The organism is Paracoccus sp. J56, from assembly GCF_019633685.1.
In the GTDB taxonomy this organism is placed as follows: Bacteria; Pseudomonadota; Alphaproteobacteria; order Rhodobacterales; family Rhodobacteraceae; genus Paracoccus; species Paracoccus kondratievae.
In genome coordinates this window covers 176,126-189,748 of sequence record NZ_JAFL01000003.1, presented here as the reverse complement: position 1 = coordinate 189,748, position 13,623 = coordinate 176,126, and the positions used below count along the sequence as shown (strand labels likewise).

Below are 13,623 nucleotides of genomic sequence, written 5' to 3'. Positions count from 1 at the left end.
CGGGGGAGATCGGCGTGATGACCGGAGGATGAACCCCTGTCCAATACCGTCTCGCCGGCTACCACGCCGGCTGCGACCACCGCGGATTCCCAGCTGACGAGCGATCAGCTACTAAGCCGCATTCTTGCTTCGCTTGACGACGACAAGGCCGAGGATGTCGTGACCATCGACCTGCGCGGTCGCTCGGCCATGGCTGATCACATGGTGATCGCTTCGGGCCGGAACGCGCGCCAGGTAGCCTCGATCGCTGAAAAGCTGGTCGATCGGCTAAAGCAGCAATCCGGCCGCTCTGCCCGAATCGAGGGGAAAGAGACCGGCGATTGGGTGCTGATCGACACCGATGACGTGATCGTGCACGTATTCCGCCCCGAGGTCCGGGAATTCTATCAGCTGGAAAAGATGTGGATGCCGGCTGATGCGCTGCGTTCGGCCACGCTGGACCGGATGCGTGCCGAACACGCCGCCGGACAGGCAGGCAAGCCCGAGAACTGACATATGCGCATGGTCATTGCCGCGGTCGGGCGGCTGCGGCAGGGCCCCGAGGCGAAGCTTGTCGCCGATTATCTTGAACGTCACGCCAAGGCGGGCCGCGCCTTGGGTTTGCCGCCCGTCACCCTGGCCGAGGTCGAGGACAAGTGCGGCGGCGGCATGGCCGCCGAGGCGGCGCTGCTTTCCAAAGTCATCCCCGAAGGTGCCGCGCTGGTGGTGCTGGATGAGCGCGGGCAGATGCTCAGCTCTCCTGAGTTAGCCAGCCGAATCGCCGGCTGGCGCGATCAGGCGCGGGATGTGGCCTTTGTGATCGGCGGGGCAGATGGCATCGACCCCATGTTGCGCGACCGTGCTGATCTGGCGATCAGCTTTGGCCGGATGGTCTGGCCGCATATGCTGGTCCGGGTGATGCTGACCGAACAGATCTATCGCGCCACCACCATCCTTGCAGGCAGTCCCTATCACCGGGAATGATCTGTCCCCCCCACCTGATGGGGACAACCGCCCGCCCCGTCAGGAGCAGGGCTCGACCCAGTTGTCGATGATCTCGACCGCCTCGTCGGCGCTTTCGACAAAGCTGATCAACTCCAGATCCTCGGGGCTGATGGTACCCGCCTTGGCCAGCGCCTCCCAGTTGATGACCTCGTTCCAGAACTCGGACCCGAACAGGATGAAGGGCACGCGTTTCATGCGCCCGGTCTGGATCAGGGTCAGCGCCTCGAACATCTCGTCCATGGTGCCAAAGCCGCCGGGGAAGATCGTCACCGCCTTGGCCCGCATCAGAAAGTGCATCTTGCGGATCGCGAAATAATGGAAGTTGAAGCACAGATCCGGCGTCACATAAGCGTTCGGAGCCTGCTCATGCGGCAGCACGATTGACAGGCCGATCGAGGTGCCACCGGCCTCATGTGCGCCAAGGTTGCCGGCCTCCATCACCCCAGGACCGCCACCGGTGCAGATCACATTCTCGGCGCCATAGCTTTTCAGGCTGCGCTCGGTCATCAGCCGGGCAAAGCGCCGCGCCTCGTCATAGTAATGCGACAGGGCGGCCAGCGTCGGCGTGCGGGCCGTCTCGCGCTGATCGGGTGCCGGGATCCGGGCACCGCCGAACATCACCACGGTCGAGCGGATGCCGCGCGCATCCATGATCATCTGCGGTTTCAGCAGCTCAAGCTGCAGCCGGACCGGACGCAGCTCTTCGCGCAGCAGGAACTCGGTATCAGTAAAGGCCAGCCGATAAGCCGGTGCGCGCGTCTGCGGCGTATCGGGGGTGGTCCTGGTTACCTGGACATCCTGATGGCTGTCACGGAACGGATTGCTGCGCTCTTCAAACTCTGTCATCCAAACCTCTGGCACGGACTGCCGCACATTGCGCGGCCGCAGCCCTCGGCTTATAGCCCTTGGTCAGGAGTTTCCACCGTTGAGAGGCCAGACCATGTCGAATGACGCCCTTGAAGCCGCCATCGAAGCCGCCTGGGAGAACCGTGACCAGATCACCCCGGCCACCAGGGGCGAGGTCCGCGACGCCATCGAGGCGACGCTGGAGGCACTGGACAAGGGCGTGCTGCGCGTCGCCGAAAAACGTGAAAATAACGACTGGCATGTCAATCAATGGGCGAAAAAGGCGGTGCTGCTGGGCTTTCGCCTGAAGGATATGGAGATCCACAGCGGCGGCCCGCAGGGCGGTACCTGGTGGGACAAGGTAGACAGCAAATTCGCCAGCTGGGGCGAAGCCCAGTGGAAAGAGGCGGGCTTTCGCGCCGTGCCGAACTGTGTCGTCCGCCGCTCGGCCTATATTGCCAGGGGCGCGGTGCTGATGCCCAGCTTTGTGAACCTGGGCGCCTATGTCGATGAAGGTACCATGGTTGATACCTGGGTCACCGTCGGCTCTTGCGCGCAGATCGGCAAGAACGTGCACCTGTCGGGCGGCGTCGGCATTGGCGGCGTGCTGGAGCCCATGCAGGCCGGTCCGACCATCATCGAGGACAACTGCTTTATCGGCGCCCGCTCCGAGGTGGTCGAAGGCGTGATCGTGCGCGAAGGTTCTGTCCTCGGCATGGGCGTGTTTATCGGCAAATCGACCAAGATCGTGGACCGCGAAACCGGCGAGGTCACCTATGGCGAGGTTCCGGCGGGTTCAGTCGTCGTCTCGGGTTCGCTGCCGTCCAGGAATGGCGTGAACCTGTATTGCGCGGTGATCGTCAAGCGCGTCGATGCGCAGACCCGTTCAAAAACCTCGATCAACGAGCTTTTGCGCGATTGATCCGCCAATCCGGCCGCGTCGCATACACCAAGTTGCGAGGCGGCCGTGAACCGAAGCCGGGTTTGTGCGTTCTGTCCGCATGACATCTTGAAAGCGGAGGTATCACATGCAGGGTTTGGGTTGGCTGGCGGCGATCATCGTCGGTGGTCTGGCGGGCTGGATCGCCAGCAGCATCATGAAGGCCGATACGGGGATCATCCTCAACGTCATCCTTGGCATCGTCGGCGCGGTGGTCGGCAATGCGCTTCTGGGCCTTGTCGGGCTGAATGCGCAGGCGGGCAGCTGGCTTGCCCAGGGCGTGGCGGGACTGGTCGGCGCGGTGCTGCTGATCTGGCTTTATCGCGCGGTCGCGGGTTAGGGCGCCCGCACGAAAACAGGAAAGGGGGTGGATTTTCCGCCCCCTTTTCTCTGGGGTCAGGCGGTGAAATCCGCCGTCTGTGCGCCGGTCACGCGGATCAGGTCCTGTGGCGTAATGGAGAACACATGGCGTGGTGTGCCAGCCGCCGCCCATACGGTCGAAAACTCCAGCAGGCGCGGGTCTATCCATGCCTCAAGCGGGCGCAGATGCCCGACCGGCGCCACACCGCCGATGGCAAAGCCGGTCTCGGCGCGGATCAGCTCGGCATCGGCCTTGCCCAGCTTCTGTCCCGCGACCGCAGTTGCCTTGGCCGGATCGACCCGGTTGCCGCCTGCAGTCAGGAACAGCACGACATGGCCGCTGTCCTCGCCCCGGAAAATGATGGATTTGGCAATCTGATCGACCTCGCAGCCGATTGCTGCAGCCGCACCTTCGGCGGTGCGGGCGCTGTCGTCGGTCTCGCGGATCTCGGCGGTCAGGCCCGCCTCTTGCAGTGCGGTGCGCACCCGCCGCAAGCTCTTGCTCATTGCCTCCTCCATCTGTTTCGGGCGATATGACCGCAAGTTGGCGCAAAGGAAAAGCCATGCAACAGGTTTATACGCTTCTGGTCGAGGTCGGGCGCGCTGCAGAGGACGGGCTGCCCGAAGGTGCGACCGGCGCGGCGCTGGTCTGCTACGCATCGGGCAAGGACGAAGATGAGGCGGTGCGCGAGACCGTCGCCATCCTGAAACAGGCCGGCCTTGCACCGCTGGAGGTCACCGGCCACGGCACGATCGAAGAGCGTCTGGCCGAGGGGCATGAGATCTCCGACGAAGAACGCGCCCTGATGGAGCGTGCCCGCCAAGAGAATGCCGTCATCGTCGCGCAGATGGAGACGCTCTATGACCACGAGGACTGATCCGCCCCTATCCAGCCGGCCCATGCTGGGTTAGACTGACCGAAACCAGAACAAAAGCACGGAACGGACAGGCAGAATGACCAGACGCATCATGCGCATTGCGACCGCCGCCCTGCTGATCGGCACGCTGGCCGGTTGTGGCGTTTCGCTGAACAGGACCCCCGGCGCGGTTGGCGGCAATTTCAGCGGGTTGCCTACTGCGGGAGGGCAGGGTTCTGAGGCAGGTTTCCGGAACTGGGTGCAAAGCTTCCGCCCGCGCGCGCTGGCTGCCGGGATCTCGCCCACGGTCTTTGACAGCGCCATGGCGGATGCCCATTATCAGCCCAGCCTTGTCGCTCTTGATCGCAAGCAGAGCGAATTTACCAAGCCGATCTGGGAATATCTCGACGGTGCCATCGGGACGCGCGGCGCGACCGGTCGCAGCAAGGCCGCGCAATATGCAAGCACACTGTCGGCAATTGAATCCCGCTATGGCGTCCCACGTGAAATCGTGCTGGCGGTCTGGGGGATGGAATCGAACTTTGGCGTCAATCGTGGCAATACCCGCATCGTGCCGGCACTGGCAACGCTGGCCTATGACGGCCGCCGGGGTGAGTTCTTTGCGGGTGAGCTGGTCGCCGCGCTGCGCATCATCCAGTCCGGCGATGTCGACAGCGCCCATATGGTCGGCAGCTGGGCGGGGGCCATGGGCCATACGCAGTTCATGCCGTCATCCTTCCTTGCCCATGCGGTAGACTTTAACGGGGACGGCCGCCGCGACATCTGGTCGAACGATCCGACCGACGCGCTGGCCTCGACCGCAAGCTATCTGCGCCAGAACGGCTGGCGTTCGGGTCAAAGCTGGGGCGCTGAGGTGATCCTGCCTCCGGGCTTTGACTTCAACCAGACCGGTAAATCGGTGCAGCATTCCGGCAGCCAATGGGCGTCTATGGGTGTGCGCACGGTCAGCGGCGCGCCGGTGCCTTCGGGTTCGATCCTGGCCCCGGCGGGTGCGCGCGGTCCGGCCTTCCTGATCACCGGGAATTTCCGCGCCATCCTGAAATACAATGCCTCGGACAGCTATGCGCTGGCCGTTGCCTATCTGGGTGAGGCCATCGCCGGCCGTCCCGGCATTCAGGGCAACTGGCCGCGCGGAGACCGCACCCTGTCAAACACCGAAAAGGCCGAGATCCAGCGCCTGCTGATGGCCAAGGGCTTTGACACCGGCGGGGTGGACGGCAAACTGGGGAGCCAGTCGACCGAGGCCATCAAGGCCTTCCAACGCTCGCGCGGTGTGACGCCTGACGGCTATGCCGATACCCGCTTGCTGGCGATGCTGCGAGGCTGAGAGCGCGGAACCAGCGGTCATTACCTGCGGTGTGGCCTTGGTGCGGGGGCGGCAGGACCGCCCCTTGGCGAATCAGGGGCTATGCAATCCGCAGGTGGCGTTTCTCTATGCCAGAACATCCGAAAGAATCGGGCGCCTGTGACCCTGGCCTGACATGATGGCGCCGGGATGACGGCAAGGTCATGTATATACGCGGCATATCCGGTGTGTGCGCTATCGCAGCGAACGCGGCTTATCCCCATTGGCACAGGGAATACGGCGATCACTTCGCCGACGATCCCGAACCGGCCCGCTTATCCCGGCGTATGCCGGGAACACTATGAAAACGGGCAGGCCGGTCCCGGGCTGGCGGATTATCCCCGCACATCGGGGACGCGCTTTCTTGATGCGGGCCTGAAGGTTGTGACCAGTCCATCCCCGTGCAGGCGGGGAAACCCTTCCCGATCCGACCCAAAGCAAGCCCGCCCGGCCCCGGACGGACTGCCTTCAAGCCAGAATTTCGCGGAAATCGGCGAGGACGCGGGCATAGACCTCGCGCTTGAAAGGTACGATGTTCACGATCAGGTCCGAGGCCCGCATCCACTGCCACCGGTCGAACTCCGGGTGTTCGGTCTCAATACGGATGGCGTCGTCGGCACCGTGAAAGCGCATGGCAAACCATTTCTGCTTTTGCCCGCCGTATTTGCCCTTCCAGACCTTGCCCAAAAGCTCGGGCGGCAGGTCATAGGTCACCCAGTCCGGGGTTTCGGATACCACCTCGACCAGATCGGGGGTGACGCCGGTTTCCTCGACCAGCTCGCGCAACGCGGCCTCGCGCGGGGTTTCGCCCTTGTCGATGCCGCCCTGAGGCATCTGCCAGGCGGGGCCGGGATTGTCGATGCGCTGCCCGGCAAAAATCAGCCCGGCGGGGTTGATCAGCACCACCCCCGCACAGGGACGATAGGGCAGGCCCGACGGGCCGAGCAGCTCTGTGCTCATTCGGCCTTCGCCCCCTCCTGACCCGAATCCTCGCCTGTATTGGCGGGTTTCGCGGCCTCGGGCACCGCCTGGGCATGGTAATCCACAGCAGCGAGCCCCTTGAGGATGTCGACGGCATAGGCCAGCTGGTAGTCCTCTTCCCGCAGTTTTGCGGTGGCGGCGACCTGCTTGGCCTCTTCCTCGATCTGCTTGCGCTCTTCGTCGCTGATCGAATCGTTGTTCAGCGCCCCGCGCAGATCGGCTTCGGAGCTGAGGAATTTCGACTCGGTCAGCGGCTTGTTGGCCTCATCCTCGTCCTTGGGCTTGGGTGCCGGCTGCTCGACGATGATGTCGGGCTGGATGCCAAGGGCCTGAATCGAACGGCCCGAGGGCGTATAATAGCGTGCCGTCGTCAGCCGGATGGCGCTGTCCGAAGTGACCGGCATCACCGTCTGGACCGAGCCTTTGCCAAAGCTCTTGGTGCCCACGACGATGGCACGGCGGTGATCCTGCAGCGCGCCGGTGACAATTTCCGAGGCCGAGGCCGAGCCGCCGTTGATCAGCACGACCATCGGTTTGCCCTGCGCCAGGTCGCCGGTCTTGGCATTCCATCGCTCGCTGTCCTCGGTTTTGCGGCCGCGGGTCGAGACGATCTCGCCGCGGTCAAGGAATGCGTCCGAAACCTCGATCGCCTGGTTCAGCAGACCGCCGGGGTTGTTGCGCAGGTCCAGCACAAAGCCCGTGACCTTCTCGATGCCGCCCGCATCCTCGATAGCCTTTGCCATCTCGGTCTTGAGCGTCGAGAAGGTTTCGTCGTTGAAGGTGGTGACGCGCAGGACGACGGCATGGCCCTCGATGCGGGTTTTGACCACCGTCAGCTTGATGACGTCGCGGGTGATGGTCAGATCAAAGGGCTCTTTTTCGCCCTCGCGCAGAATGGTGATCTTGATTTCCGATCCAACCGGGCCGCGCATCTTTTCGACCGCCTCGTCCAGGTTCAGGCCCATCAGCGATTCGCCGTTCACATGGGTGATGTAATCACCGGCCTTGACGCCGGCCTCGGCTGCCGGGGTGTCGTCGATGGGCGAGATGACCTTGACCAGCCCGTCCTCTTGCCCGACCTCGATCCCAAGGCCGCCAAAGCTGCCACGGGTCTGGGTCTGCATGTCGTCGTAATCCTTGGCCGACAGGAACGAGCTGTGCGGATCAAGCGAGGTCAGCATACCGTTGATCGCTGCCTCGATCAGCTTCTTGTCGTCCACCTGTTCGACGTAATCGGCACGGACGCGCTCGAACACATTGCCGAACAGGTCAAGCTGTTCATAGACCGAGGCGTTCTTGCCGGATTCCTGCGCGACCAGGGGACCCGCGAATTGGGTGGCGACGGTGATGCCCGCAAGCGTGCCGATCGCCCCTGCCAGAAGATAATGTCTCATTCGGTTCCGTCCTGCCCGGTTGCGTTGCTGCGGTCCATGCCGTTCGTGGCTTCTCCGACGATTGGATTCATCATGAACCACTCGGCCGGGTCCAGTGTTTCCTTGCCGTTGCGAAGTTCAACATAGAGTGTCTCGCTCTGTCCAGCGCCACCTCCGGCTGCGGCATTGGCGACAAACTCGGCGCCGAACTCTTGCGCGGGGGGTTCCTGTCCGCCCATCAGACCAACCGGTTCGCCCGCCGCCAGCACGTCGCCCGTCTCGCCAAAGACCTGCGCCAGACCGGCAAATATCATCAGATACCCGCGTGCGGGCTCAACGATCATCACATTGCCGTAATCAAGCAAAGGTCCGCGATAGCGGATGGTGGCGGGCCAGGGGGTCGTGACAAGCGCGGCGGGGGCGGTCGCGATGACCAGTCCCGGCCTGCGTACACCGGCGGCATCGGGTTCATCATAGCGATGCAGTACCCTGCCCAGCACCGGCAGGGGCAGGCTGCCCTGTGCACCCTCGAAATCGGCCATGGGCGCGCCGACGTCCTGTTCCATGCCGACGATGCCCGAGGCAAAGGCCTCCAGCGTGTCGGCCGATTGCACCAGTGCCGTCAGCTCCTTGGGGTCCTCGCCAAAGCGCACCGGCAGGTTTGAACGGTCGGTAACCGCCGAGGCAAGCAGCCGCCGCGCCTCTTGCACCTGCCCAAGCCCCTGCGCCAGCGTGTTCGCGGCGCTAAGCTGGATGGCGCGCACGGTGCGGATTTCCTCAAGCTTTTGCTGCATGCTGCGGGCCTCGGCCTCAAGTCCCGGTGCAACCGAGGACAGGATCATTCCTGCCCGGGCCGAGGATTCCGGTCCGGCGGGATGCAAAAGCAGCATGGTTTCGGGTGATTTCTGCATCGACGTCATCACGCCCAGCACCCGGCCCAGCCGTTCGCGGCGCGAATCGAATTCGGTGCGGATCTCTTGTTCGCGGATACCGGCACGACGCAGCCCCTCGCGCAGCGCCGAGAGGCCCTGCTCATAGGCGCGGATCATGCGGGTCAAAGAGGCAACCTGATCGTCCTCGGTCAGGGCCTCGTCCAGCTGGCTGACCGCCTCGCGCAGCATGTTGGCTGCCTCGGCGGCCTGCTCTGCCGCATCATTCAGTTGCGAATCGCCCTGTCCCGGAGTTGCCGGCTGAGCCGGGGCGATCGAGCCGATGGCCAAAGCCATCAGCACCGGCAGGAACAGCCATGGTTTCATGCGCGCTCGATCAGTGATGTGCCGGTCATTTCGGGCGGCAGGTCCAGACCCATCAGGTCAAGCACCGTGGGCGCGACTTCGGCCAGCCGGCCATTGCGCAGCCTTGCCCCCTTTGGGCCGCCAAAGACGATCACCGGTACCGGGTTGGTGGTATGGGCGGTGTGCGGGCCGCCGGTTTCGGGGTCGATCATCGTTTCGCAATTGCCGTGATCGGCGATGACCACCGCCGCGCCGCCAGCTTTCTCCAACGCCGCCAGCATCATGCCCAGCCCCTGGTCCACCGCCTCGCAGGCGCGGATTGCGGCGGGCAGGCTGCCGGTATGGCCGACCATGTCAGGGTTGGCATAGTTCACGACGATCAGATCATAGCCCGCGCCAATCGCCTCGACCAGTTTGGCGCTGACCTCGGGTGCGGCCATCTCGGGGGCAAGATCATAGGTCGCGACCTTGGGGCTGTTCGGCATAAAGCGGTCCTCGCCCGGTTCGGGCGTTTCCTTGCCGCCGTTCAGAAAGAAGGTGACATGGGGGTATTTCTCGGTCTCGGCCAGACGGAACTGCCGCAGACCCTTTTGCGCCACCCAGGCGCCCAGCGTGTTCACAACCGGCCGCTTGGGATAGGCGGCAGTCATATATTCGTCATGTCTGGCCGAATAATCGACCATGCCAAGCAACGCCGCCCATTCTGGCCGCCGTCCGGTGTCAAAGGCCGAGAAATCCGGCTGGCCGATGGCGGCAAGGATTTCTCGCGCGCGGTCAGCGCGGAAGTTGAGGCAGAAGAACCCGTCATTGTCCCGCGCCCCGGCGTAATCCCCGATCACGGTCGGTTCGATGAATTCGTCGGTTTCGCCGCGGGCATAAGCCTCGGCCACGGCGTCGGCCGCATTTGCGGCGTGCAGCCCCTCGCCGCGGATCATGGCGGCATAGGCGCGCGAGACGCGTTCCCACCGATTATCGCGGTCCATGGCGTAATAACGACCGATGACAGTGCCGATACGCGCTGCCTGGGGCATCCGGCCCAGCAGGTCAGCCATAAAGCCCGAGGCCGATTCAGGCGCCACGTCGCGGCCATCTGTCACCGCGTGGATGACGACCGGCACCCCTTTGTCAGCGATGGCCCGCGCTGCGGCAAGCACATGCTCAAGATGGCCATGCACCCCGCCGTCCGAGATGACACCCATCAGATGGGCAGTGCCACCCGAGGCCTTGAGCTTGCGGATGAACTCGCCAATCGCCGGGTTTTCGTAAAAGCTGCCATCCTCGATTGCGAGGTCGATCTGACCCAGATCCATGGCTACGACCCGGCCCGCGCCGATATTGGTATGCCCGACCTCAGAGTTACCCATCTGGCCTTTCGGCAGACCGACATCCGGGCCAAAGGTCACCAGCCGCGCATGCGGGCAGTCGTGCATCAGCCGGTCGAAATTCGGCGTCCTCGCCTGATCGGGTGCGCTCTGCTCGGGCCGGTCGGAAATGCCCCAGCCATCGAGGATGCACAGGACGACGGGTTTCGGACGGTTCGGCTGGGTCATGCGGCACCTCTTACGCGGGTCGTCACGCTTCTACGACCGCAGGCGGCGGGGGGCAAGCTTGGGCTGGGTCGTGGCGGAATCGTGATGAGAGCCAAGCCCGGTGCGAGTCATTGCCGCAACGGTTCTGCGGGATGAAAAGGCACGGACCGGACAGTTTCAGGCCCCGGCCCCGGCTTCGGCAGCGATCTGGGCGGCAGATTTCCGGCCCCGTTCAGTTGCGGATTTCAGCTGGCCGCAGGCGGCCATGATATCCTCGCCTCTGGGCGTGCGGATGGGCGAGGCATAGCCTGCCTTGTGCACAATATCGGCAAACGCCTCGATCCGGTCCCAACTGGAACGACGATAGGGCGAACCGGGCCATTCGTTGAACGGGATCAGGTTCACCTTGGCCGGGATGCCGCGGATCAGCTTGACCAGCCGGCGTGCGTCGTCGTCGCTGTCGTTCACGCCGTCCAGCATCACATATTCAAAGGTGATGCGTTCCGAATTCGACAGGCGGGGGTATTCGCGCAACGCGTTCAACAGCACCTCGATGTTCCACTTGCGGTTCACCGGGACCAGCCGGTTGCGCACATCGTCCGTGGTGGCGTGGAAACTGACGGCCAGAAGGCAGCCGATCTCTTCTGCGGTGCGGGCAATCTCGGGCACGATGCCGCTGGTCGACAGAGTGATGCGGCGGCGCGACAGGCTGATGCCTTCGCCGTCCATCACCACCTTCATCGCGTCGCGCACGTTTTCAAAGTTATACAGCGGCTCACCCATGCCCATCAGCACGACGTTCGACACCAGCCGCGTTTCATCCTTGGGGGCGCCGGGTTGGGGCCATTCGTCCAGATCGTCGCGGGCGACCATGACCTGACCGACGATTTCGCCCGCCGTCAGGTTGCGCACCAGTTTCTGCGTGCCGGTGTGGCAGAAAGAACATGTCAGCGTGCAGCCTACCTGGCTTGAGATGCACAGCGTGCCGCGCCCTTCCTCGGGGATATAGACCGTTTCGACCTCATGCCCGCCAGCGATGCGCAGCAGGTATTTGCGCGTGCCATCAGCGCTGACCTGGCGGGTGACGATCTCGGGCACCGCGATTTCGAATTTCCCGGCAAGCAGGGCGCGATAATCCTTGGCCAGATTGGTCATCAAGGCAAAGTCACGCACGCCCCAGTGATAGACCCATTGCCAGATCTGGCCAACGCGCATGCGGGCCTGACGCTCGGGCGTGCCAGCCTCGATCAGGGCATCGTGCAGCTGGTCGCGGGTCAGCCCGACGATATTGACACGACCCGTCTCGGGCAGCTTGCGCGGGATGGTCAGCAGGTCCTGAGTGATCGGGGCGGCAGTCGGGGCGTTCATAGGCTGGGGTGTCCGGGCGGGGAAAGGCGATAGGCCTATATAGTGCAAGGCGGCCCAAAAGAAAACAGGGGCCCGGGCCCCTGTCTTGTCTTTGTCCGCTACTGTGGCCGCTGCTTACTTGCAGGCGGCCTGCGCCTTGTTCGTCGCAGCGGTGATGCCCGACAGGCTGAACGTGTCCTTGGTGACCGTCCCGCGCGAGGAACGTCCGGTCACGACCGCCGAAGAACCGGCGCGCAGGGCGCTGATCAGTTTGCTGTCATCGGCGGGAGAGCCGGTCCACGCGCTTTCCCCTTCGGTGAACAGCTTGAAGACCTGACCACCGATATTCAGCTCGACCGCCGAATCCGGGGCGAAGGGATAGCCGCCCGAAAAGGACACTTCGCCCGACTGGCCGGGACGATAGGCGACGTAAAGGCGGATATCGCCGCGTGTCACCTCTTTGGGATTGCCGCTTGAGTCGAGGTTCTGGGTCGATTTCGGTGCCGACACGGCCCAGCATTCCTTGGGGCTGCTCGCCGAAAAGACGGTCCAGTCGCCCTCGGTCCCGATCACATTCGTCGAGTCCTGGGCCAGGACCGGCGAAGACGCGGCGATTGCGAGTGCGGCGGCTGCCGCTGCGGCGCGCGGCGCGAATTTCAACATGCTCTGGCCTCCTGCCATGGTCCGGTTCAATCCGGCTTGTTGCCGATGATGGTGGCGTTTTCAACCATCTGGGGGCAAGATAATGCGAAAAGGAAGCCGTGAAAAACCCCCGTTTGCGGAAAATCGCGCGATTGTCAGAGGAAAATGCACCCATGACCGCAGCCAGACTGATCGAATTGTGGCGAGGCGGCATGTGCGAAAGCAGCCATATGGGCCATGTGGTGATCGCTGATGGCGATGGTATCGTCGAAGCCTGGGGCAATCCCGGCACCGTGATCTACCCCCGTTCTTCCTGCAAAATGATCCAGGCGCTGCCCCTTGTCGAAAGCGGTGCAGCCGATGCGGCACGGCTGAACTCTGAACAACTTGCGCTGGCCTGCGCCAGTCATAATGGCGCGCGTCAGCATGTCGAGCGGGTCGAAAGCTGGCTTGCCGCGCTGGGGCTTGAGGACAGCGATCTGCGCTGTGGCGCGCATTTGCCCCGCGACCCGGATGAGCGTAAGCGGCTGATCTGTGCCGATGACAGCCCCTGCCAGATCCATAACAACTGCTCGGGCAAACATGCGGGCTTTCTGACGCTGTCCCGGCACGTGAACGCCGGCCCGGAATATGTCGAGATTGATCACCCCGTGCAGCGTGCTGTCCGCCGCGCCTTTGAAGAAGTGACGGGCGAGACCGTGGCGCGCTGGGGGATCGACGGCTGTTCTGCCCCGAACTTTGCCTGCACGATCGAGGGGCTTGCCCATGCCATGGCCGGGTTTGCGCGTCCCAAGGGCGGTGCACGCGGGCAGGCTCAGACGCGGCTGGTCGAGGCGATGCGTTTGCATCCCGAACTGGTCGCGGGCGAGGGGCGCGCCTGCACTGAGCTGATGCGTGCGACCAAAGGCCGTGCCGTCGTCAAGACCGGGGCCGAGGCGGTGTTCACCGGCATTATTCCCGAACGGGGTCTTGGCATCGCGATCAAGATACTGGACGGAGGCACCCGCGCGGCCGAGGCGGCGATAACCGCGCTGCTTGTGCATCTGGGCCTGCTCGAAGAAGGGGACCCGGTGGTGCAGAAATACCTGAGCGGCCCCCACCGCAACTGGCGTGGCCTTGCGACGGGCGAGCTGCGCCGGGCACGGGGTTTTCCGGTCTGACCG

At 63.9% G+C, this 13,623-nt stretch carries 15 protein-coding genes; 7 read left to right on the top strand and 8 right to left on the bottom strand.

The window, feature by feature from the left end; all coding sequences use genetic code 11:
- Positions 1-36 precede the first annotated feature (36 nt).
- Positions 37-492, top strand: a complete 456-nt coding sequence (gene rsfS / locus M511_RS03665) for a ribosome silencing factor (RefSeq protein WP_083825813.1) — start codon at positions 37-39, stop codon at positions 490-492.
- 3 nt (positions 493-495) lie between these two features.
- Complete coding sequence (gene rlmH, locus M511_RS03660; protein WP_085501386.1) at positions 496-963, top strand: 23S rRNA (pseudouridine(1915)-N(3))-methyltransferase RlmH; 468 nt, start codon at positions 496-498, stop codon at positions 961-963.
- A gap of 39 nt (positions 964-1,002) precedes the next feature.
- On the opposite strand, the gene M511_RS03655 is transcribed toward rlmH, so the two are convergent.
- Positions 1,003-1,830 (bottom strand): LOG family protein, encoded by an 828-nt coding sequence (locus tag M511_RS03655; RefSeq protein ID WP_010393382.1) that lies wholly within the window; start codon positions 1,828-1,830, stop codon positions 1,003-1,005.
- A gap of 94 nt (positions 1,831-1,924) precedes the next feature.
- Here M511_RS03655 and dapD point away from each other — a divergent pair, with 94 nt between their 5' ends.
- Both dapD and M511_RS03645 read left to right on the top strand, forming a co-directional pair.
- Complete coding sequence (gene dapD, locus M511_RS03650; protein ID WP_010393379.1) at positions 1,925-2,752, top strand: 2,3,4,5-tetrahydropyridine-2,6-dicarboxylate N-succinyltransferase; 828 nt, start codon at positions 1,925-1,927, stop codon at positions 2,750-2,752.
- A 106-nt stretch (positions 2,753-2,858) separates the two neighbouring features.
- On the top strand, positions 2,859-3,110 hold the full coding sequence (locus tag M511_RS03645) for a GlsB/YeaQ/YmgE family stress response membrane protein (RefSeq protein ID WP_010393376.1): 252 nt from the start codon (positions 2,859-2,861) through the stop codon (positions 3,108-3,110).
- Positions 3,111-3,166: 56 nt separating this feature from the next.
- Here M511_RS03645 and M511_RS03640 read toward each other — a convergent pair whose 3' ends face one another.
- Positions 3,167-3,637, bottom strand: coding sequence for a YbaK/EbsC family protein (locus M511_RS03640; protein ID WP_085501385.1), 471 nt, complete (start codon positions 3,635-3,637; stop codon positions 3,167-3,169).
- A 56-nt stretch (positions 3,638-3,693) separates the two neighbouring features.
- Here M511_RS03640 and M511_RS03635 point away from each other — a divergent pair, with 56 nt between their 5' ends.
- On the top strand, positions 3,694-4,008 hold the full coding sequence (locus M511_RS03635) for a hypothetical protein (RefSeq protein ID WP_010393367.1): 315 nt from the start codon (positions 3,694-3,696) through the stop codon (positions 4,006-4,008).
- Between the two features lie 76 nt (positions 4,009-4,084).
- Complete coding sequence (locus tag M511_RS03630) at positions 4,085-5,335, top strand: lytic murein transglycosylase (RefSeq protein ID WP_085501384.1); 1,251 nt, start codon at positions 4,085-4,087, stop codon at positions 5,333-5,335.
- Positions 5,336-5,821: 486 nt separating this feature from the next.
- Here the strand turns inward: M511_RS03630 and M511_RS03625 are convergent, their stop codons facing one another.
- The 6 genes from M511_RS03625 to M511_RS03600 form a co-directional block, all read right to left on the bottom strand.
- Entirely contained in the window at positions 5,822-6,313 is a 492-nt protein-coding gene (locus M511_RS03625; RefSeq protein ID WP_085501383.1) for an RNA pyrophosphohydrolase, read from the bottom strand.
- A complete protein-coding gene (locus tag M511_RS03620; RefSeq protein ID WP_085501382.1) occupies positions 6,310-7,728 on the bottom strand; it encodes a S41 family peptidase in 1,419 nt (472 codons plus the stop codon). Before M511_RS03620 ends, M511_RS03625 begins: the two co-directional genes overlap by 4 nt.
- A complete protein-coding gene (locus M511_RS03615) occupies positions 7,725-8,963 on the bottom strand; it encodes a murein hydrolase activator EnvC family protein (RefSeq protein WP_085501381.1) in 1,239 nt (412 codons plus the stop codon). Before M511_RS03615 ends, M511_RS03620 begins: the two co-directional genes overlap by 4 nt.
- Entirely contained in the window at positions 8,960-10,492 is a 1,533-nt protein-coding gene (gene gpmI, locus M511_RS03610; RefSeq protein WP_010393351.1) for a 2,3-bisphosphoglycerate-independent phosphoglycerate mutase, read from the bottom strand. The genes M511_RS03615 and gpmI overlap by 4 nt, the downstream gene beginning before the upstream one ends.
- A 156-nt stretch (positions 10,493-10,648) precedes the next feature.
- On the bottom strand, positions 10,649-11,839 hold the full coding sequence (gene rlmN / locus M511_RS03605) for a dual-specificity RNA methyltransferase RlmN (RefSeq protein WP_085501380.1): 1,191 nt from the start codon (positions 11,837-11,839) through the stop codon (positions 10,649-10,651).
- Between the two features lie 114 nt (positions 11,840-11,953).
- Positions 11,954-12,481, bottom strand: coding sequence for an invasion associated locus B family protein (locus M511_RS03600; protein ID WP_010393345.1), 528 nt, complete (start codon positions 12,479-12,481; stop codon positions 11,954-11,956).
- 152 nt (positions 12,482-12,633) lie between these two features.
- On the opposite strand from M511_RS03600, the gene M511_RS03595 reads away from it, so the two are divergent.
- A complete protein-coding gene (locus M511_RS03595) occupies positions 12,634-13,620 on the top strand; it encodes an asparaginase (RefSeq protein WP_010393344.1) in 987 nt (328 codons plus the stop codon).
- The last annotated feature ends 3 nt before the right edge of the window (positions 13,621-13,623 follow it).

Bases quoted from the DNA above. Each gene is read 5' to 3' on its own strand.
- dapD (WP_010393379.1), top strand. From the start codon at position 1,925: ATGTCGAATGACGCCCTTGAAGCCGCCATCGAAGCCGCCTGGGAGAAC.
- rlmH (WP_085501386.1), top strand. From the start codon at position 496: ATGCGCATGGTCATTGCCGCGGTCGGGCGGCTGCGGCAGGGCCCCGAG.
- rlmN (WP_085501380.1), bottom strand. From the start codon at position 11,839: ATGAACGCCCCGACTGCCGCCCCGATCACTCAGGACCTGCTGACCATC.
- M511_RS03615 (WP_085501381.1), bottom strand. From the start codon at position 8,963: ATGAAACCATGGCTGTTCCTGCCGGTGCTGATGGCTTTGGCCATCGGC.
- M511_RS03630 (WP_085501384.1), top strand. From the start codon at position 4,085: ATGACCAGACGCATCATGCGCATTGCGACCGCCGCCCTGCTGATCGGC.
- M511_RS03600 (WP_010393345.1), bottom strand. From the start codon at position 12,481: ATGTTGAAATTCGCGCCGCGCGCCGCAGCGGCAGCCGCCGCACTCGCA.
- M511_RS03645 (WP_010393376.1), top strand. From the start codon at position 2,859: ATGCAGGGTTTGGGTTGGCTGGCGGCGATCATCGTCGGTGGTCTGGCG.
- M511_RS03655 (WP_010393382.1), bottom strand. From the start codon at position 1,830: ATGACAGAGTTTGAAGAGCGCAGCAATCCGTTCCGTGACAGCCATCAG.
- M511_RS03640 (WP_085501385.1), bottom strand. From the start codon at position 3,637: ATGAGCAAGAGCTTGCGGCGGGTGCGCACCGCACTGCAAGAGGCGGGC.
- M511_RS03635 (WP_010393367.1), top strand. From the start codon at position 3,694: ATGCAACAGGTTTATACGCTTCTGGTCGAGGTCGGGCGCGCTGCAGAG.
- M511_RS03625 (WP_085501383.1), bottom strand. From the start codon at position 6,313: ATGAGCACAGAGCTGCTCGGCCCGTCGGGCCTGCCCTATCGTCCCTGT.
- M511_RS03620 (WP_085501382.1), bottom strand. From the start codon at position 7,728: ATGAGACATTATCTTCTGGCAGGGGCGATCGGCACGCTTGCGGGCATC.
- M511_RS03595 (WP_010393344.1), top strand. From the start codon at position 12,634: ATGACCGCAGCCAGACTGATCGAATTGTGGCGAGGCGGCATGTGCGAA.
- gpmI (WP_010393351.1), bottom strand. From the start codon at position 10,492: ATGACCCAGCCGAACCGTCCGAAACCCGTCGTCCTGTGCATCCTCGAT.